Annotated in this window: 13 protein-coding genes and 1 pseudogene; 11 read left to right on the top strand and 3 right to left on the bottom strand. The window is 57.3% G+C overall.

Features of this window, described 5'->3' with window-relative positions:
• Positions 1-80 precede the first annotated feature (80 nt).
• From lipB to ald, 3 genes and pseudogenes are all read left to right on the top strand, one after another.
• Positions 81-827, top strand: coding sequence for a lipoyl(octanoyl) transferase LipB (lipB, locus tag ACUVSA_RS01565; RefSeq protein WP_445893538.1), 747 nt, complete (start codon positions 81-83; stop codon positions 825-827).
• Positions 814-1,695 (top strand): lipoyl synthase, encoded by an 882-nt coding sequence (gene lipA, locus ACUVSA_RS01560; RefSeq protein WP_445893215.1) that lies wholly within the window; start codon positions 814-816, stop codon positions 1,693-1,695. The genes lipB and lipA overlap by 14 nt, the downstream gene beginning before the upstream one ends.
• A gap of 41 nt (positions 1,696-1,736) precedes the next feature.
• Positions 1,737-2,850 (top strand): annotated as a pseudogene (ald, locus tag ACUVSA_RS01555) (alanine dehydrogenase).
• Between the two features lie 164 nt (positions 2,851-3,014).
• On the opposite strand, the gene ACUVSA_RS01550 reads toward ald, so the two are convergent.
• Genes ACUVSA_RS01550 through ACUVSA_RS01540 form a run of 3 tightly spaced genes read right to left on the bottom strand, consistent with a single transcriptional unit; the run spans position 3,015 to position 8,880 of the window.
• Positions 3,015-6,200 (bottom strand): efflux RND transporter permease subunit, encoded by a 3,186-nt coding sequence (locus ACUVSA_RS01550; RefSeq protein ID WP_445893537.1) that lies wholly within the window; start codon positions 6,198-6,200, stop codon positions 3,015-3,017.
• 10 nt (positions 6,201-6,210) lie between these two features.
• A complete protein-coding gene (locus ACUVSA_RS01545) occupies positions 6,211-7,416 on the bottom strand; it encodes an efflux RND transporter periplasmic adaptor subunit (RefSeq protein WP_445893536.1) in 1,206 nt (401 codons plus the stop codon).
• Between the two features lie 54 nt (positions 7,417-7,470).
• A complete protein-coding gene (locus ACUVSA_RS01540) occupies positions 7,471-8,880 on the bottom strand; it encodes a TolC family protein (RefSeq protein ID WP_445893535.1) in 1,410 nt (469 codons plus the stop codon).
• Positions 8,881-9,445: 565 nt separating this feature from the next.
• On the opposite strand from ACUVSA_RS01540, the gene ACUVSA_RS01535 reads away from it, so the two are divergent.
• The 8 genes from ACUVSA_RS01535 (at position 9,446) to ACUVSA_RS01500 (ending at position 17,868) form a co-directional block, all read left to right on the top strand.
• On the top strand, positions 9,446-10,150 hold the full coding sequence (locus ACUVSA_RS01535) for a TIGR01621 family pseudouridine synthase (protein WP_445893534.1): 705 nt from the start codon (positions 9,446-9,448) through the stop codon (positions 10,148-10,150).
• Positions 10,151-10,674: 524 nt separating this feature from the next.
• Positions 10,675-10,953 carry a hypothetical protein gene (locus ACUVSA_RS01530; protein ID WP_445893533.1) on the top strand — a complete coding sequence of 93 codons (279 nt, stop codon included), beginning with the start codon at positions 10,675-10,677 and terminating at the stop codon, positions 10,951-10,953.
• Entirely contained in the window at positions 10,954-11,625 is a 672-nt protein-coding gene (locus ACUVSA_RS01525) for a substrate-binding domain-containing protein (protein WP_445893654.1), read from the top strand.
• Positions 11,600-13,834: a sigma 54-interacting transcriptional regulator gene (locus ACUVSA_RS01520; RefSeq protein ID WP_445893532.1), complete on the top strand. Its 2,235-nt coding sequence runs from the start codon at positions 11,600-11,602 to the stop codon at positions 13,832-13,834. The genes ACUVSA_RS01525 and ACUVSA_RS01520 overlap by 26 nt, the downstream gene beginning before the upstream one ends.
• Positions 13,776-14,222, top strand: coding sequence for a molybdopterin dinucleotide binding domain-containing protein (locus ACUVSA_RS01515; protein WP_445893653.1), 447 nt, complete (start codon positions 13,776-13,778; stop codon positions 14,220-14,222). Before ACUVSA_RS01520 ends, ACUVSA_RS01515 begins: the two co-directional genes overlap by 59 nt.
• 506 nt (positions 14,223-14,728) lie before the next feature.
• On the top strand, positions 14,729-15,388 hold the full coding sequence (locus tag ACUVSA_RS01510; protein WP_445893531.1) for an FmdE family protein: 660 nt from the start codon (positions 14,729-14,731) through the stop codon (positions 15,386-15,388).
• A 10-nt stretch (positions 15,389-15,398) separates the two neighbouring features.
• Complete coding sequence (locus ACUVSA_RS01505) at positions 15,399-16,433, top strand: molybdopterin-binding protein (protein WP_445893530.1); 1,035 nt, start codon at positions 15,399-15,401, stop codon at positions 16,431-16,433.
• A gap of 73 nt (positions 16,434-16,506) precedes the next feature.
• Complete coding sequence (locus ACUVSA_RS01500; RefSeq protein WP_445893529.1) at positions 16,507-17,868, top strand: (Fe-S)-binding protein; 1,362 nt, start codon at positions 16,507-16,509, stop codon at positions 17,866-17,868.
• Positions 17,869-19,122: the final 1,254 nt, after the last annotated feature.

Below are 19,122 nucleotides of genomic sequence, written 5' to 3'. Positions count from 1 at the left end.
AGTCCTCCTTCCGTTTGGTGTATCTTCTCTAAACATGATCGCCTTTCCTGCTTAAAAGCGCTGAAAATGAGGGGCGCGGCGTGCCGCGCCTCTCATTTTTTGAGGGGGTCTTCAGCCCTATGGTGCGTTCCTGGAAACTCGTGGATCTGGGTCTTCTCGACTACGCCCACGCATGGCGCCTTCAGCACGCGTGTGTGGAACAACGCCGGCGAGGTCTGTGGAGCCATGACGTGTTCTTTCTTGTGGAACATCCTTCCGTGTTCACATGCGGGCGCCGAGGCGGCGCAGAACACCTGTGTGTCCCGCCAAGCATACTGGACGCTCAAGGCATCCCCCTCTTTTCGGTGGAACGCGGGGGATCCATCACCTACCACGGGCCGGGGCAGCTGGTGGCCTATCCCATTGTGCATCTGCACTCGGCCGGATGGAAGGCGGTGGCATGGGTCTCCGCTTTGGAAGAGGTTATGATTCAAACGGCCCGCCGTTTCGGCGTTGAGGCCGCGCGAGACCCTCGCAACCGCGGTGTGTGGGTCCGCGGAAAGAAACTGGGCAGCATCGGCATTGCCGTGCGCTCCGGCATCAGCTTTCACGGTCTGGCCTTGAATGTCATCAACGACCTAGAACCTTTCGGATGGATCCATCCCTGCGGCCTTGCCGATGTGGCCGTCACATCTCTGGCTTTGGAAGCACGAACCATGTTAGATATGCAGGAAGTCAAAGAGGTGTTCACGGCATGCGCCCAGGCTGTGCTTGGTGTGTGCTTCGAGCGGATGGATCTATCGGCGCTGCAACTCGACAGGGGGGAGACTCTTCATGGCCGTCCTTGAACTTCCCACAGCCCCTAAGCTGCCAAAACCTCCTTGGCTGCGAAAGCGCTTGCCGCCTTTGGAACCGTACCAAGAAGTGCGCGCTCTATTGCGCACTGCGCTCGTCCACACGGTTTGCCAGGAAGCTCGATGTCCGAATCATTGGGAATGCTTTTCTCGAAAGACCGCCACCTTTCTCATCCTCGGCCATGTGTGCACTCGTCAATGCCGATTCTGCGCCGTGCGACACGGCGTGCCGCAGCCGGTGGATCCTGAAGAACCCGCCCGCATCGCTAAGACGGTTCGGAGGCTGGGGCTTCGCTACGTGGTCATCACATCCGTGACGCGAGACGATCTTTCCGACGGTGGGGCTTCGGTCTTCGCACACACCATTCACACGGTCCGGAAAGCCGTTGCCGGCGCTCTCGTGGAAGTGCTCATTCCCGATTTTCAGGGGGACTTCGCGGCCCTTGAAGTGGTGCTGCAGGCCGGTCCGGCCGTCTTGAACCACAACATCGAAACAGTCCCTCGACTGTACGGCACCGTTCGGCCTCAAGCCGACTATCGCCGATCCCTGGCTCTCCTGCGGACCGCCTTCACCATGGCACCACATGTTCCCTTGAAATCCGGAATCATGCTCGGTCTTGGAGAAACCCACGACGAAGTGCTGCACACCCTGGACGAGCTTTTGGACTCCGGCTGCCGTCTTCTGACCTTAGGCCAATACCTGCAGCCGGCCTCTCACCTGCTTCCCGTGGCACGTTATGTGCCCCCTGAAGAATTTGACGCTTGGCGGGCCAAGGCCCTGTCCATGGGTTTTCACCAGGTGGCTTCTGGACCGTGGGTGCGCAGTTCTTACCAGGCCCATGACCTTTACCGAACCCTGTGACCTTTGGCTTCCCTTAGCTGAGAGCGAAAGGAGCCGCACGGATGATCATCGGAGTCCTTAAAGAAATCAAAACCGAAGAAAACCGCGTTTCCATGACCCCCATCGGGTGCCGAAGTCGCCTCTCAGCATGGCCATACCGTGCTTGTGGAAAAGAGTGCCGGCGTAGGCAGTGGGTTTTCCGACGAAGAATACCAGCGTATGGGCGCCATAGTGGTGGACGATGCCGCTGAAATCTATGCTCGAGCGGACATGGTCATGCACGTGAAGGAGCCTCTGGCCCCCGAATACGATCTCATCAAAGAAAATCAAATCATCTTCACCTACCTTCACTTGGCCGCTGATGCCACCTTGACACGCGCGCTTGTGGACCGTCGCTCCATCAACATTGCCTACGAAACGATTCAGAAAGTCGATGGGTCTCTACCGCTGCTCACCCCCATGAGTGAAGTGGCCGGACGAATGGCCGTGCAGCAAGCCGCCAAGTACTTGGAAATGACTTACGGCGGCCGGGGCCTTTTGTTGTCGGGAGTGCCCGGCGTGGAACCAGCCACGGTGGTGATTCTTGGGGGCGGCGTCGTGGGGACCAACGCAGCCAAGATGGCCTGCGGTTTGGGGGCCAAGGTTTTCGTTCTAGACAAGAACCTAGAAAGGCTTCGTTACCTGAGCGATGTCATGCCTTCCAACTGCTTTCTTTTGGCTTCCTCTCCGGCCGCCATTCGTGACCTTGTCAAAAAAGCCGACGTGGTGATCGGTGCCGTGCTCGTTCCCGGTGCCAAGGCACCAAAACTGGTCACACGCGACATGTTGTCTACCATGAAAAAAGGGGCGGTTCTCGTGGATGTGGCCATCGATCAAGGAGGATGTTTTGAAACCTCCAAACCCACCACCCACAAAGAGCCCATCTACACTGTGGACGGCATCGTGCACTACTGCGTGGCCAATATGCCCGGGGCTGTTGCCAAAACCTCCACCTTGGCTTTGACCAACGCCACCCTTCCCTATGCCCTGGAAATCGCAAACAAAGGCTGGCGCCGAGCCATGAAAGAAAATCCGGAAATCGCCAGAGGCGCCAATGTCATCGCAGGCCGGGTCACCCACGCCGGTGTTGCCGAAGCCCATGGACTGGAGCATGTTCCTCTGGAAAGCCTTTTGTAGCGGCGGCCGCCAGGGGGGAACGGCGCCTTCAGGGTGCCGTGCGGCATGTCTGTCCGCGGACGCCATACCGATTCGGGGCTTTTTCCGTTTCCGCGGGGGGCTCATGAGGATCATTCCCGAGAGAACGGAAAGGAAAGGCACAGCCCATGGCGAAAGAAACTTTTTTAGAGCGTTTTGCGGCGGCTCAGAAAATAAATAATGGGCACGGCCACACGAGACAAGAGCAAGGAAGCCACTTCACCGGACATCAACGCCAGGGCGAGCCCCTGAAAGATGGGGTCCAAAAGCATGGGGGCGGCACCCACGATCAGTGAAGCGGCCGTGAGCACCATAGGGCGAAACCGCACCGCACCGGCGTCCACCACCGCATCTTCCAAGGGCATGCCTTCCTTGAGGCGCAGTTCCACAAAGTCCACAAGGATGATGGAATTGCGCACGACAATGCCGGCCCCCGCAATGAAACCGATCATGGAGGTCGCGGTGAAAAAGATGCCGAAAAGTCCGTGAGCAGGCAGAATTCCCACCAGTGAGAAAGGAATGGCGGCCATGATGGTCAAGGGAGTCAGGAAAGATTCAAACCATCCCACAACGAGTATGTAAATCAGAACAAGAACCGCGGCAAAGGCAGTGCCCAGATCCCGAAAAACTTCATAGGTGATGTGCCATTCCCCGTCCCACTTCATGGCGTAGCGCTCCGTCGTGGGCGGCAGGTTCGCCACGTAACGTTCCAGACGAAACCCTTCCGGAACCGCTACCTGGTCCAGAGCTTTGTTCATCATGAGAATGGCGTACACGGGACTTTCTTCTTTTCCCGCCACATTTCCTGTGACATAGACCACAGGCATAAGGTTTTTATGATAGATGCTTTTGTCCTGCATCATCCCGCGAACCTGAACGAGGGCTGACAAAGGAACCAGCCGACCGTCCGCACCGGCGACCTTCAAAGCCAAAAGGTCTTCCAACCGGGATCGCGACGCCAGAGGAAGTTGCACCCAAATGGGTACATCTTCCTTTTCTTCGCTCATGTGCACCAGCCCCACCCCCTTCCCCTGGACCAAGGCCGTGACGGTCTCCGCGATAGTGGCCGTGGAAATGCCGTGATAAGCGGCTTTTTCCTTGTCCACCGTGATGATGATCTTGGGTTGGTCGTCTTCCACATACCAGTCCACATCCACTACGCCCTCGGTCTTTTCAAAAATGTCCTTGACCTGTCGAGCCACCGCCAGTCGGCCGGCCTCGTTTGGGCCGTAGATCTCCGCTACCAAGGTCTGCAACACGGGAGGTCCCGGAGGAATTTCGACGATCTTTACATTGGCTCCGTAGAGCTTGGCCACCTGCTGAACGGCCGGCCGCAGCCTTTTGGCAATGTCGTGGCTTTGCGCAGTGCGATCTCCCTTGGGTACGAGATTTACCTGAATATCGGCCACGTTGGGACCTCGGCGCAGAAAATAATGGCGCACCAAACCGTTGAAGTTATGCGGCGCCGCCGTGCCGATATAGAGTTGATAATGAACGGTTTCCGAAACTTCGGCAATCACTTGAGCCATGTGCCGCGTGGCCGCCGCCGTCTGTTCCAGCGTGCTTCCTTCCGGCATGTCAATGATCACCTGCAGTTCGCTCTTGTTGTCAAAGGGCAGCATCTTGACCCGCACGGCCTTCAAAGCCACCAGGCTTATGGCTCCCAACAGCAGGATCACCACAAAAGCCAAGAATCCGTAGCGCCATAAAGGACGATGAATGAGGGGTCGCATGGCACGGCGATACAGCTGGGTAGTCCAGCCTTCGGCTTCGTGTTTCGCTTCCGCTTCCGGGCGAATCAGGCGCACGCTGGCCCACGGCGTTACCACAAAGGCCACGCCCAAAGAAAACAACATGGCCGCCGTCGCTCCCACAGGAATGGGGCGCATGTACGGGCCCATGAGGCCTCGCACGAAAGCCATGGGCAAAATGGCGGCAATAACAGCAAAGGTGGCCAAAATCGTGGGATTGCCCACTTCGGCTGTGGCTTCAACAGCCACTTCCAAAGGATTGCGGCCGCGATTCTGTGGCATGCGGTAATGGCGCACCACGTTTTCCACCACCACGATGGCATCATCGACGAGAATACCGATGGAAAAAATCAGAGCAAAAAGGGTGACTCGGTTCAGCGTGTAACCCGCCAGGTAAAACACAGCCAGGGTAAGGGCCAACGTCACAGGAATGGCGATGGCCACAATACCGGATTCGCGCACCCCCAAGGTCAGAAGGATCAAAAGGGTCACAGAAATGACGGCAATGGTCATATGCCACAAAAGCTCGTCGGACTTTTCCCGAGCGGTCTCCCCATAATTTCGTGTGACCGTCACTTGGACATTGTCGGGAATCAGGCGGCCTTTGAGGCTTTCGATTTTCCGAAGCACCGCGTGGGCCACGTGAATGGCGTTCGTTCCTTTGCGCTTGGCGATGGACAAGGTCACGGCGGGAAACACTTCCGATGACGCCTCCTCGCTAAAGGCCGGGCCAGCCCCGAAAAAAACGTAATCCGCGGGCTCCTCCGGACCGTCCACCACCTCGGCCACATCCCTCACAAACACCGGCCGTCCTGCATGAACGCCAACGACCACCGCCGCCACATCCTCGGCCGAATTCAAAAATTCACCCGTTTCCACAAGGATTTCCCGATTGTTGGCCACCATGCGGCCGGAAGCTAGAGAGCGGTTCGCTTGGCTGAGCCGGTAGAGCAGCGCGTCGGCGGCTAGGCCGTGAGCGGCCATTTTGGCAGGATCCGGCAGAACGCGCATCTGACGGCGCTGCCCTCCAATTAAATGCACTTCGGATACATCGGGCACTTGCTTGACATGGTCGTGCAATTGAGCCGCCAGGCGGCGCAAGGCAAAGTGATCCAGTTCCTTGCTCCATAGGGTCACGGCCAGAATAGGCACATCGTCGATGGAACGGGGTTTGATCAAGGGCGGGCTTGCACCGGAAGGAATGAGGTCGAAATTGGCGAACATCTTCTGATTGAGGCGAACAATGCTTTTTTCTTCATCTTCCCCCACATTGAAACGCACCACTACGAAAGAACGTTCGGCCGAGGAGGTGGAATAAATGTATTCCACGCCGGGAATTTCCCATAAAAGCTTTTCCATGGGCTTGGTGACGCGTTCCTCCACTTCCTTGGCTGAAGCACCGGGCATGCTCACAAAAATATCCAACATGGGAACGACGATCTGGGGCTCCTCTTCCCGAGGCAGCAAGAGCACGGAGCCTATGCCCAGGAGCAGGGAGGCAACAATAACCAGAGGAGTCAGCTTGGAATCGATAAAGGCTCTGGCGACACGACCAGCCAGTCCAAGATGCGGGCTTGTCATGAAGGCCCTCTCAGTCGGCGGTGATGCGGGAACCGTCTTGTAGTTCTGGAACCACCTGCGCCACGATGCGTTCCCCAGGTTGCAACCCGGAAAGGATTTCCACCCGACCGTTCACGGAACGCCCCGTGCGGACCAAACGCCATCGGCATACCTCTTGCTCGTCCACTACAAAGACGCCCGTCAGTTGGCCTCGCTGAACCACGGCGGCAGCAGGAACCAAAAGGGCTTCTCGAGACCCCGTTGTAAAGCGGGCGCGAGCGAATGTGCCCGTGCGCCACTGAACGTTTCGGCCTTGGTCGACGGGCGGTGAAGGTAGGTGCATCTTGACGAGTCCGGACCGGGTCTGGGGATCCACGGAAGGAAGAACGTCCACCACACGCCCCGTCACCGGAACTTGCCTCGGCTCCACAAAAACCGGGACCGCATCGCCCACATGCACGCTGGACAACACACCCTCGGGTACCGGAACCTCCAGCCGATACACCGAAGGGTCTTCCACCGTCAGCAGGGGAAGACCGGGCGTGGCCATTTGCCCCACTTCCACGTGCTTGGCCGTGACCAGAACATCCATGGGCGCCGTCACCTCAGCGTAGCTCCGCAGAGCCTGGGCGGCTTCCAAGGCGGCTTGTGCGGCACGCAGGGCCGCCAAAGCCTGTTCCTTCTTGGCTGTCACAGCTTTGACGGCTTGGCGGGCTCGATCCGCATCGGCCGCCGCAGACGCATCTTTTGCCTGCATTTCGTCAAATTCCTGGCGGCTGATGGACTCCCGAGCCAACAGGGATTGAAACCTTTGGTACGTGGCGTGAACCACTTCGTACCGGGCTTCCGCAGCGCGCCGATCGGCCTGAGCCATGCGAAGGGCCTTGTCCGCTTCTTCCACCGCAAACTGAGCCTGCCGCACAGAAGCTTGCGCCTGCGCCACCCCCGCCGCCGTTTCCCGATCATCGATGCGCACCAGCACCTGCCCCTTGGGCTTACGATCCCCTTCACGGACCGGAATCGCCGTGATGCGCCCGAGCACTTTGGACGAAAGCACAATGACCTGCGCCGCACGCACCGTACCGGAAAGTTCCAGGATCTCCTGAATGCTTTCCGTGGCGACCGTTACGATGGGAGCGCTCACAGGCTTGGATGATTTAGCTTTGAGCGGCGGCTCCTTTCGACACCCCGTCACCATGCCCACCAGAACGGCACAGAGCACGGACAAGATCTTCATCCTTTTTGAGAAAACCGGAAGACACCTTTTCCGATGACACGCGCTCATGGGCCCTCATCCTTCAAAAGGGGCAACATCTTGCAGCCGGCCGGTGCGGAACAGGAGTTCGGCATAGCGCACCACATGGTCGTAGCGGGCGCCGAGATCCATCCATTGCGCTCTGCGATACGCCGTCTCCGCCCTCAAGACCTCTGTAATGGTCGTCAACCCTTCACTGTACCGGTCTTTGACGATCCGCAGGGCTTCACCAGCCTGCGCCACGGCTTGTTGGGACAAACTGAGGCGTTGTCGGGCCGCCTGCAGGCTTTCATAAGCCTGCACCACCTGCAAGCGCACCTCGTGTTCGGCTTCCTGCACCTGAGCTTCTGCAGCGGCTACAAGGGCCAGGGCCTGGTCGATGCCCGGCCGACGCCGCCCTTCGTAGAGATCCCAGCTAAAGCTCAGGCCCAGCGTGTAGTCCGAACTGCCGCTTTCCCAATCGGGACCGCTCACACCGTAGGAAGAAAACGCATCCACCCGGGGAAGATAACGCGCGCGGGCCTCCCGCAACCGCAGCCGCGCCACGTGAAGGTCTTCCCGAACCATGGCCACATCGGGCCGAGACGCTAGGGCCTCTTCGGTGTACTGGGTCAGGGAATGCAAGGGGAACAGAAGGCTGGGCATTTTTTGGGTCGGCTCGGGATAAGGCGGAAAAGGCCGGCCCAAGGCCGTTTGAAAGGCCTCCTGCGCGGCGTGATATTCGCCTTCAGCCTCCACGAGTTGCTGGGAAAATTCAAGGTGCTGCACCTGGGCGGCTAAAAGGTCCGAACGCACCACCTGGCCGTTTTCAAAAAAAGCCTGAATGCGCCGCACCTGCGCTTCCGTTTCCCGGACCGCTTCTTGGGCCACAAAAACCCGTTCGCGCGCCACAATGACCCCGTAAAACCTTTGAATCACGCTGAGAAAAATTTCCTGCCTTACCCATTCTTCCAGGAATCGAGCCTTGCTTTGAGCCCCCTGGCTTTCGGCGACGCGCGTGGCCGTGAACAGTTGATCAAACACGGGCAAGGCGGCTAAGGCTTCAGTGCGCGCGTTGGTCAAGGGGGCTGGAGCATTTAAGAAGGCGGGGTCGAAGTGTTCCACACCGAACCGGGCTTGTTCCAAAAGAGAACCAAAAACGAAAACCGGATTGTTGCTACGAAGGATTTTATGGGAAAGGCTGATTTTGGGAAAATACCCGGCTCGAGCCGCCCTGTGGCCGGCTTCAACGGCTTGGGTTTGTGAGGTCACCATGGATATTTTGGGATGTTGCGACAAAGCCGTCTGCAGGGCATGGGTGAGTGTACCGGGTGCGGCGTCGGCTTTCAGTTCGGCACCAGGGGCCGCGGCAGGCTCAGGGTTCGCCGCTTTAGCGGAATGGGAAAAAAGCATGCACAGAACGATAATTATGGCGACAGAAGCTGCAGCGTTCCGATCCCGTTTCATGCCGATCCGCCTTGTGGGCCGCCGATCTATGCGCTTGTCCGAGAATGGTTTGGTCGAGTCGTTTCAGCTTGAGCTTGTCGGAGCGGCGCACGCCGCGACGCCAGATCGCACTTTGCGACGCTCCTACTGAATGAAATGCACCCGGCCCCCAAAAGCCATTTTCTGACAGGCTCCTTGGGAGCCTGTCCGACAATGCCGATTCTGACCAGTTTCCGCCCCCTAACTAGCTGAAATTGCTAGATCGCCATGGGGCGAAAACGAGTTCTCGGACGCCTCCTTGGGCATATGTCTCAGCGTGTAGGGACAAAGGCCATTTGTCAATCCACCTTGAAATTAAGGTTTACAGATACCTTAAAGATCAGCAAAATGCAAAGGCTTCAAAGGAAGAAGGCACCTGGCACGTCACCAAAATACCTTTGGCCGCCAAGGGCCCTCGCGTCCTTAGGTGCTTCGCCGGCAGAGGATGGGGCCCTGACGCTAAGGGTGCAGCCCCTATGTTCAGAAACAGGCCCGTTAGTTGTTTGCAAAGAAGAAAAATACCGTGCACGCTACAGAGCTTGAAAACATGTCTGTTTCTGTGGTGTTCGACCATGAAGACTTTCTGGTCGTCCACAAACCTCCGGATTGCGCCGTGACCCGAAACAGCTCCGACAAAGGGCTTTTGGCTCGGCTGCGGCGCCAACTTGATTCCTCGAGCCTGATTCCGGTGCACCGGCTGGACAAGATCACTTCGGGCTTATGGCTTTTGGCCAAGAACATCGAAGCGGCTCGGGCGCTCACCACCCTTTTTCGAGAGCGCGCTGTGCGCAAATGCTACCTTGCCCTCTCGGATCGCAAGCCTCACAAAAAACAAGGTCTCGTCATCGGGGACATGGCCCGCTCTCGAGACGGCCGATGGAAAATGTGCCAGTCTCAAGAGGCTCCAGCCGTGACGCGCTTTATCAGCCGCTCCATGAGGCCGGGCCTGCGCCTCTTTGCCCTCTTTCCAGAAACGGGAAAAACCCACCAGATCCGCGTGGCCATGAAATGTCTGGGCGCTCCTATTCTTGGGGACTCTCTTTACGGCCGCCGTCCATCCTCTCTCCTCGTGCCCGAGCGCACCTACCTTCATGCTTATGCTCTGGCCTTTTCGTACAAGCGGATTCACTATGACTTCAAAGAACTTCCGCGACACGGCCGCTACTTTCTCGATCCCACCTTTACCAGCGCCCTACAGACCTTTGACGCGCTGGACCAGGTGTTCCGCTCGAACCAATGGCAGCCACCATGAATTAAAGGCGCAAGCGGCCGCAGTCGTCATGCCCATTTTACACTGTCGGCCCCAAAGTCCAAAAACCTTGGTTTGGCCATCGGCAGCGACTTCGAGGGCTTTTTCGCCCGCCACCCCAACAAGAAGGCATCACTTGACGGTAGACTTGCCCCAAGGTCCGAACGCCCACAGCGAGGGTTTCTATAACGCACGGTCCAAGAGGTCTCAATGGACGGCCATGAAGATGGGCTCGTGACCGACATCGATGCATGCACGTTCTTAATCCCCCAACTCGCCCATGCGCTCATTCATACACCTCCACCATGGCAAGCATGAGACGGAATTGGAATTTTCCTTCGCATGAGTTAACTACTGAAAGCAGCCTGCCACCGCCTGTAGAGGCCACTTTATAAAAAGGGAACGCGCGTGCTGAGAAGCTCCCGCGATCCTCGAGCCGCCAGGCGAGAATAAGGCGTGGGCGAACGGAAATAAAGCTTTTTTTCGGACATGCGATTCGTCTGGGAATATCAGATGCGGAAAAGGCCATGGGCAAGGTAAGGTTCATCCTTTTTTGCTTTCTCGCGCTCCTGTGGAGCTGTTCCGAGGACAGGAACCCGGTGGTGGTGGATTTTTCCGTGCGCATACCCACGGCCGCCGTTCAGGAGGCACCGGCATCCTCAAAAGGCCTGGTCGTCGCCGTTGCCGCCATGGTTTCCCCCAAGGCAACCCTTCGCCATTACCGAGAGCTTCTCAACTATGTGGGCCGACACATGCATCGCGAGGTGTCGCTGGTGCAAAAGAAAACGTACGGGCAGCTCAGCTAGCTGTTCGCGGAGGGTTCAGTGGATCTGGCCTTTGTGTGCACCGGATCCTACGTCTTGCATCGCGATCACACCCGTTGGGAACTCTTGGCCGCGCCCCAGGTCAACGGCAAAACCACGTACCAGTCCTACTTGATCGTTCACAAAAACGCGCCCTACGAAAGCCTGACGGATTTACGCCACAAAACATTTGCCTTTACGGATCCCCATTCCAACACAGGACGGTTGGTCCCCACGGCATGGGTTGTGGAGGCCGGGTCCACGCCCGAGGCCTTCTTTTCCCAGTTGCTTTACACCTATAGCCACGACAATTCCATTCTCGCCGTCGCCAAGGGCTTGGTGGACGGCGCCGCCGTGGACAGTCTGGTTTGGGAATACGAACAGAAGCACAATCCCTCCTGGACATCTCAAACCAAAATCCTTCGTCGCTCGCAACCTTTCGGCATTCCCCCCGTAGTGGTCTCTTCGAAGCTTTCCCCCGAAGTTCAGGAAACCTTGCGCCAGATCTTTCTCACCATGCACCAGAACGCCGAAGGCCAAAGGATTCTGGACGCCTTGGGCATGGATCGGTTTGTCGTGCCCGACCCCTCGTGGTATCAAGAAACAGAAAAACTGATCGCCTTCTTGCAGGACAACGGAATCTCCATTCATGGCCTGGAACCGGCTCAGCACTAAATTGCTCGCAGGCGCTGTCGGGCTTGTGTTCATCAGCGCTTTGGCCGTGGCCTCGCTGGCCACCTACCGATACAGCCAGGGCCTCATGCAATCCTTGCGCGACCAGTCCTTTCTCTTGGGCCATTCCCTGGCTGCAGAAGCCGCGGACCTCGTCCTCACCAACGACGTCGTGGCGCTTCAAAAAATGATCCAACACCAAAAAGCCATTCACCCGGATCTCGCCTACCTCTTCGTGGTCAAGGACGGCAGAGTTCTCGCCCATTCCTTTGACGGCGGTTTTCCCATAAACCTTCTGCAGGTGCATCGGCTCCAGAATCCTCCAGGCATCGCCGCCCAGAAAGTGGTTTCAGAGGCACGTGAACGATTTTTGGATGTCGCCGTGCCCATTTTTGAAGGTCGAGCCGGTTACCTGCGGCTGGGTTTTTCCGAAAAGGCCTACGAACACCAAATGCGCCAGCTGTGGATCCAAATCGGCGCTATCACAGGCATCATTATCTTGCTGGCCGTCGGCGCCATCTCCCTAGTGATGAAGAAAATCCTGGCGCCCCTCGGCCGCCTGACATACGCCGTGGAACGCGCCAGTCTAGGGGAACTCACCGTTCGCGTACCCGACTCGGGGGATCGGGAAATTGCCGTTCTGGCCCAATCTTTCAACATTATGATGGAACGCCTGCAGGACTATACCCATCGTTTAGAACATCAGGCGCAGGAATTGGCCACAGCCCAGCAGCAGACCAAGGCTTTTTGCGAAATCGTTCAGAACATCGGAGCGCTCCATTCGCTGCAGGACATCGGCGCCTTTCTCATCAGCCGCTTTCGCGATGCGCTGCATTTCGACAAGGCCGTGTTCCTCCTTTTTGATGATGCTCGCGAAGTTCTCATCGCGCTCGACGAAAAGACTTTGAAAACCCTTGGAGACCCCAAGGCTTTGGGGTGGTTCGCGCACTTTTTGGATACCATCAAGGCCGCCGGTGTCCGCTCCGCACTGCATCCAACCCCGCCTGAACCCATCCTTAATGTGCTGTGGACCGAAAAAGTCCCCTGCGTCCTTGTACCCATCAGCACCGAAGCCCCTTCGGCTTTCGGAACCCTGATCATTCGCTGTGGCAACCGCTGCCAATGCCCTGCCGATGCCCTGGAACTCGTCGGCGCCATGATTCGTGAAGCCTCCAGGGTTCTTCAACGGGCCGTGGCTCACGAAATGGAAATGCGCTCCTTGCACAGGCTCTCAAACCCTCGCGCCGCTTTTTGCGGCATCGTAGGTCGGGATCCCGCCATGCAAAATGTCTTTCGTCTCGTGGAAAATGTGGCCGCCTCCGATGCCACGGTGCTCATTCAAGGCGAAAGCGGCACGGGCAAAGAGCTTGTGGCGCAGGCCATTCATCAGCTGAGCCCGCGAAGCAGCTTTCCCTTTGTGATCATCAACTGCGCAGCCTATCCCTCCACGCTCATTGAAAGCGAATTGTTCGGCCATGAAAAGGGAGCCTTTACAGGGGCCGACCGCCTTCGACAAGGCCGCTTTGAACAAGCCGAAGGCGGCACCGTCTTTCTCGATGAAGTGGGGGATATTCCGGCGGCAGCGCAAGTCAAGCTTTTGCGCGTGCTTCAGACCCATCAATTCGAAAGGGTAGGCGGCGAAAAGACCCTGACAGCCAACGTGCGTGTGGTGGCCGCGACGAACCGCCATCTCCTGGAAGAAGTGAAAAACGGCCGCTTTCGCGAAGACCTCTTCTATCGCCTCAATGTCATTCCCATCACACTGCCTCCCTTGCGGAACCGTCCCATGGATATTCCTTTGCTCGCAACCCATTTCCTTCAAAGATATCGCCAGATTCACAGAAAGGACGTGAAAGATTTTCACCGTGATGTGCTGCGCCTCTTTCTCGAACACCCTTGGCCGGGCAACGTTCGAGAACTGGAAAACACCGTGGAACACGCCGTTCTGATGGCCAAAAACGACATCATTCACATTTGGGATCTTCCTTCGGCCTTTCGCAGCCCATCGACCAACCCCTCAGCCGAAGGGCTTGCCACCATGGAAGAACGCGAGCGGCAGGCCATCGCCGAAGCTCTGGAAAGCGCTCAGGGTAACAAGAAAAAAGCCGCTCAAAAGCTGGGCATCAGCCGCAGCGCGCTGTACAACCAAGACCATCACGCAAACCAAGTCCCGAACCTCAGGCAATTACTGGCTGCAAGCCATTTATCCTGAAAACATGGTGGATATCTCCACTTTTGACGCCCAGCGCCTGGGACTCAAGGAAGGCGATCGCGTGCGGATCGTCTCCCCGACCAACCCGGAAGGGGAGTGGAATCTGGGCCACGGCCTTCGAAAACCCATGATCGGCCGCGTCCGCATCATGGAAGGCATTCGGCCCGGCGTCATTGCGTTTTCCCTGGGACACGGCCACTGGGCCTACGGCGCGACGGAAGTGGTCATCGACGGTCAGCGGATTCCTGCGGATTCAAGACGGGCCACAGGTTTTCATGGCAATGCCGGCATGCGTGTGGATCCTGTGTTGAAAAATACGGGACTTGTGGATACGGTAGGCGGGAGCGCTGTCTTTTACCAGAGCCGTGTGAAACTCATCAAGGTATAAAATCCCTGTTGCGGAGCCTGTTCAAGAATGGCTTTTTGGGCCCATTGCATTTCCTTCTGTAGGAGCGCTGCAAGGCGCGATCAGGCGTCGTGCTCGCGCCGCTCCTACGGGAAGTGAGCTTGGAGTGGCGTCTGATGAGGCGGCCGTTCGAGCTCGCTGCCGAAGGGTTCTTGTATACAGGGAAAGCATGTTCGCACTGACGTTTTCAGAGGGACAGCCGACTGGCCGTCGGTCGACATGTCTGCCGGCAAGAGCGGGTCCCGCAAAGAGCAATCAAGTGAGCGCGTGGGATCGGGAAGACACGCTTCGACGCATCCGGAAATGTGCGAACCGCAATGAACGCGTTCCATCCGTGGAAAGATGCGGGCCTGCACCAACGCCAATAAAAAGCGGGTGCGGGCAGAATTTAAAGGGTCAGAGCCCCACATTAGGTCGGCGCCCTCATGGGTTCGCCCATGCGGCGCTTCCACTCGACGGTAACCAAAAAAACGTTCAGACGGGCTTCCATGAAGGACTTTGAGACCCTTTTGCAAGAATCGGTCAAAGCCCACGGCCATCTGTGTCCGGGCCAGGTTATCGGTGTGCGCATGGCTATGCTGGGCTGTCGGCTCATTGGACTGGACGACCCGAGCCATCCCTCGCAAATTAAGAAACTTTTGGTTTATGTGGAGATGGACCGATGCGCCGCGGATGCCGTGGCCCACGTGACGGGGGTCAAGCTTGGGCGTCGCAGCTTGAAGTTTATGGACTACGGCATCATGGCGGCTACGTTTGTGAACCTGGACAGCGGCCGAGCCTTTCGCGTCCTTTCCACGGAAGAGGCTCGGAATCTCGCCGCCGTGTACGCTCCGGAAATCGACGGCAAGAGCGCTCAGCAGCTGGTCGCCTATCGTCGCATGCCCGATGAGGTCCTGTTTCATGTGCAGGAAGTCGTGGTGCCCCTACGGGAATGGGATCTGCCGGGGCCGACACGGCGCAAGGTCGTGTGTGTGCGCTGTGGTCAGGTGGTTCGAGACGGCAAGGAAATGACCGGCCCTCAAGGACCCTTATGTGTTCCGTGCGCAACGGGCGGGTACTTTCAGCTCGTGCGCCAGATCTCAGTTGCGGCCGCGCTTCAACACGTCGAGGGATTGCCGTGTTCCCGGTTCAGGACTAATACGGAATAAGGGGGATTCCATGAGGGTGAAAATCATTCCCGTAGAAGAGGCTGTGGGAACAGAACTAGCTCACGACATCACTGAAATCCGTCCCGGAGAATTTAAAGGGGCGGCTTTTCACCGCGGGCACCGTGTGAGTGCCCAGGACGTCTGCCATTTGCAGAAGCTGGGCAAGAGCCACCTGTACGTTTTGGAATTGGAAGAGGATGAGATTCACGAAGATGAAGCGGCCGCTGTGTTAGCCCACGCGTTGGCCGGAGACAATGTGACCTGGGACAACGCCCCTCGAGAAGGAAAAATCAAACTGGTCGCCGCCGTCGATGGGCTCCTTCGCGTTCATGTAGCCGCTCTGGCTGCCTTTAACATGGTCGACGAGGTCATGTGTGCCACACTGCATAACGGCACCCTTGTGCGCCGAGGCGACTTGGTGGCGGCCACTCGAGCCATTCCATTGGTCATGAAACGGGGCGTTATTGAAAAAGCGGCAGCCATTGCCTCGGCCCATGGGGGCGTGGTGTCCGTGCGACCCCTGCGTGCGGCTTCCGCTGCCCTGATCATCACAGGAAGCGAAGTCTATCATGGCCTGATCCAAGACCGCTTCGCACCTATTTTACAAAGCAAACTGGAACACTTGGGCTCCAGTGTTCGATTTCTTCGCTACCTTCCCGATGATGCAGAAAAAATTTGTGCCGCGATTCATGATGCTTTGGAGCAAGGCTGTGATTTGTTGCTTCTTACGGGGGGCATGAGCGTGGATCCCGACGACGTGACACGAGTGGGCATTGCGGCGGCGGGGGCCCGTGCCATGCATTACGGCTCGGCCGTTTTGCCGGGGGCCATGTTCCTTACGGCCTGGATTGGCTCGGTGCCGGTCTTGGGGGTTCCAGCTTGCGCTTTGCATCATAAGGTGACCGTTTTGGATCTGGTGCTGCCAAGAATCCTCGCTGGGGAAGAGGTCGGCAAGACCCAACTGGCGCTTATGGGACACGGCGGCCTGTGCCGAGACTGCCCTCAATGCCACTTTCCCCACTGCCCCTTTGGCAAGGGGTGTTAGCGGCTGCGATCGTTAGTCCAAAAACATGTTAAAAGAAAGCGCGCGGACGTGTGAATAGAGACAAAGGCGTAAAGTGACGCTGAAGATCAAATTCAGGCGCCCAAAAGAAATCAAAGAGGGGTGCACCCCTGAAACGTGGGCACGCCGAGAACTGCAAGAGATCCTTCGAGCCATCGAAGCTGATTGCACGGAATGCGGCCTGTGCGTGAAGCGTTGCGTCTTTCTTCAGCGGTACGGAACGCCCAAGGCCATCGCCTCCAGTCGTCATGGAGGAAACATTCGTGGTTTGGTGGAGGCTTTTGAATGCAGCTTGTGTGGTCTGTGCCAGGCGGTTTGCCCCTTTGGAGTGCGTCCGTCGGAGCTTTTTTTGGAACTGCGCCGGGAAGCGGTCCTTCGAGGAGTGGCAAATCTTCCCGAACATCGGGGACTTTTAGCCTATGAGCGCAAAGGCACGTCTCGACGCTATTCCCTTTATGCCATTCCTGATGGGTGCACCACGGTCTTTTTTCCCGGATGCACCTTTGCCGGGACCCGATCCGAGGCGGTACTTGCCATTCAGGAACACGTGCACCGCATCATTCCCAATCTAGGTGTTGTGCTGGATTGCTGCACCAAACCCTCCCACGACCTTGGACGCCATGCCTATTTTCTGGCCATGTTTGGCGAGATGAAGAATTATTTGATGGCTCAGGGCGTGAGCACCGTGCTGGTGGCGTGTCCCAATTGTTATAAGGTCTTTCGACGCTACGGGGCTCCACTACAGGTTCGGACCATCTATGAGGTCTTTGCTGAGGACAGGGCGCTGCCGCAGGTGCATCTTAAGGGAACGGTCACCATTCATGATCCCTGCGTCATGCGCGATGAAGCGGCGGTTCAGAAGGCTGTTCGAACCTTGGTGGACACAGCTGGGCTTGAGGTGGAGGAAATGCCCGGCAGTCGGCAGCGCACGCTGTGCTGTGGAGAGGGAGGAGGTGTGGGTTCTGTCGCGCCGGAACTCGCGCGTCAATGGAGGGTGGAGCGGCGCGAGCAAGCTGGAAAACGCCCTGTGGTCACGTACTGTGCGGGCTGTGTCGGGCAATTGCGCCGTACCATGAATGCCATCCATATCATGGACCTTTTGCTCGATGGTGATGCAGCCTTAGCGGGACGGGCTCGGGTGTCCCGCTCACCTTTTACTTATTGGAAAAGGCTGCGGCTCAAAGAAACCTTGAGGCGAAGGTACACCGGCGCCCACCTACGGGAGCGGACCGATCAAGGGGAGGCTCCGAAAAGCGGCTTTTCCTGGTGGAAATCCCTAGTGCTTGCGGCCGTACTGACCGTGGCGGTCTTTGGTCTTCACGCCGTAGAGCTAAGCCGTTATCTGGAACGGGACATCCTTGAGGCATGGATTGAAAGCTATGGCGCCTTGGCTCCTTTGATTTACATGCTGGTGTAGACTGGGGCTCCCGTCCTGTTCCTGCCTGGCCTTCCGATTACGATTGTTCAGGTTTTTCGATTGCCTTTCCATGCTAGGCTTCTTGTCCAAGCGACGGTGCAGGCTTGTGGGGTCCCCCTTGGATGGGCTATGAGTTTTCTTGGAATTTTTATAGCACTTTGAGTTTCGGCCAGTGCTCCTTGGCTGTTTTTGGGTGATTTTTTACCTGTTCTGGGATGGTGTCGTTCCGTCGCCAGATGGCGGAGCCCTCGGCTATGAATACCGGGCGGCGTTTTGGCTGTCCCCTGGGTGTCTGTTGTGGTGTCGGGAGTTTTGTTTGGGTTGTTAAGGACCCCTGTGAAACCCTTCCTGGTGATGCTGGGGGTGGAATCCTTGGTTCGCCTTTTGTGGATGTGGTTGTTTTTACGATGGTTTTCAGGCTGACAGTGCCGGTTTTGGTCACATTGAGCCGAAAATAAAGGAGGACTTTCAAGGCTGATAAAAAATCTCAGCAGCCCGAGTCCGAGTGCACGTGGTGTTCGCGGAATGCCTACCGCACCCTATTGGGTATGGATCGAGAGAATGGGACGAACACGCACATATGATCTCGCGGAGGTTTTCTCAAGGTTATCGGTATGGGTAGTCTGGTTTTGACGACTGCGGGCGGCGCCCACATACTGGCATGCGCTGAGAAGGATCCTCATGTAGAGGTGGTCGTCGCTGGTATTGACCGCATGATTGTGGATGACGGAAATCGTGAAGCGCGCATTTCTTGTGATGTGACCAAGGATGCATCGAAACCTGCTGTGGTGAATTGGGGAGGGCGTTTCCAAGCGTGGCTTGGCATTTATGGGGGCAAGATGGAGGGTTGGTTCGTTTTCACAACTGTCTGATTACTTGGATGCTGATCCGATCATTGTCACGATGCGTTTGTGCGTCTGATGGCAATGGAGGTATCATTAGAGACAACATATTGCCTTCACCTCTATCCACATTGAAGGGGTAAGAACCTTCTCGCGACCGTTATGCATCAAGACCAAAGTGGCGATGAATCCATCGCACGGGGTTTGGCTTGTCCCGAGGTTGTTTGCTATGTCCTTGGCCTTGTCCCTAGGCAAAGGTCTACTGGTCACCGCCCATCACGTCCAGCCGCTTTCCCATCAACTTTCAGTTCCCTCTTCATCGGGACACGGTCTGCTGGGCAGGCTTGTCCTAATAATCCTCCCGCTTTGAGAACACTTTCAGTTCCCTCTTCATCGGGACAAGGTCTGCTGG

The organism is Desulfosoma sp. (assembly GCF_052743555.1).
The sequence above is the reverse complement of the archived record's forward strand: the minus strand, read 5'-3'. Positions and strand labels throughout refer to the sequence as shown.

What these genes read in the sequence shown, in the direction of transcription:
- ACUVSA_RS01520 (WP_445893532.1), top strand. Translation starts at nt 11,600, where the DNA reads ATGGCCTGGAACCGGCTCAGCACTAAATTGCTCGCAGGCGCTGTCGGG.
- ACUVSA_RS01540 (WP_445893535.1), bottom strand. Translation starts at nt 8,880, where the DNA reads ATGAAACGGGATCGGAACGCTGCAGCTTCTGTCGCCATAATTATCGTT.
- lipA (WP_445893215.1), top strand. Translation starts at nt 814, where the DNA reads ATGGCCGTCCTTGAACTTCCCACAGCCCCTAAGCTGCCAAAACCTCCT.
- ACUVSA_RS01545 (WP_445893536.1), bottom strand. Translation starts at nt 7,416, where the DNA reads ATGAAGATCTTGTCCGTGCTCTGTGCCGTTCTGGTGGGCATGGTGACG.
- ACUVSA_RS01505 (WP_445893530.1), top strand. Translation starts at nt 15,399, where the DNA reads ATGAGGGTGAAAATCATTCCCGTAGAAGAGGCTGTGGGAACAGAACTA.
- ACUVSA_RS01535 (WP_445893534.1), top strand. Translation starts at nt 9,446, where the DNA reads ATGTCTGTTTCTGTGGTGTTCGACCATGAAGACTTTCTGGTCGTCCAC.
- ACUVSA_RS01550 (WP_445893537.1), bottom strand. Translation starts at nt 6,200, where the DNA reads ATGACAAGCCCGCATCTTGGACTGGCTGGTCGTGTCGCCAGAGCCTTT.
- ACUVSA_RS01530 (WP_445893533.1), top strand. Translation starts at nt 10,675, where the DNA reads ATGGGCAAGGTAAGGTTCATCCTTTTTTGCTTTCTCGCGCTCCTGTGG.
- ACUVSA_RS01510 (WP_445893531.1), top strand. Translation starts at nt 14,729, where the DNA reads ATGAAGGACTTTGAGACCCTTTTGCAAGAATCGGTCAAAGCCCACGGC.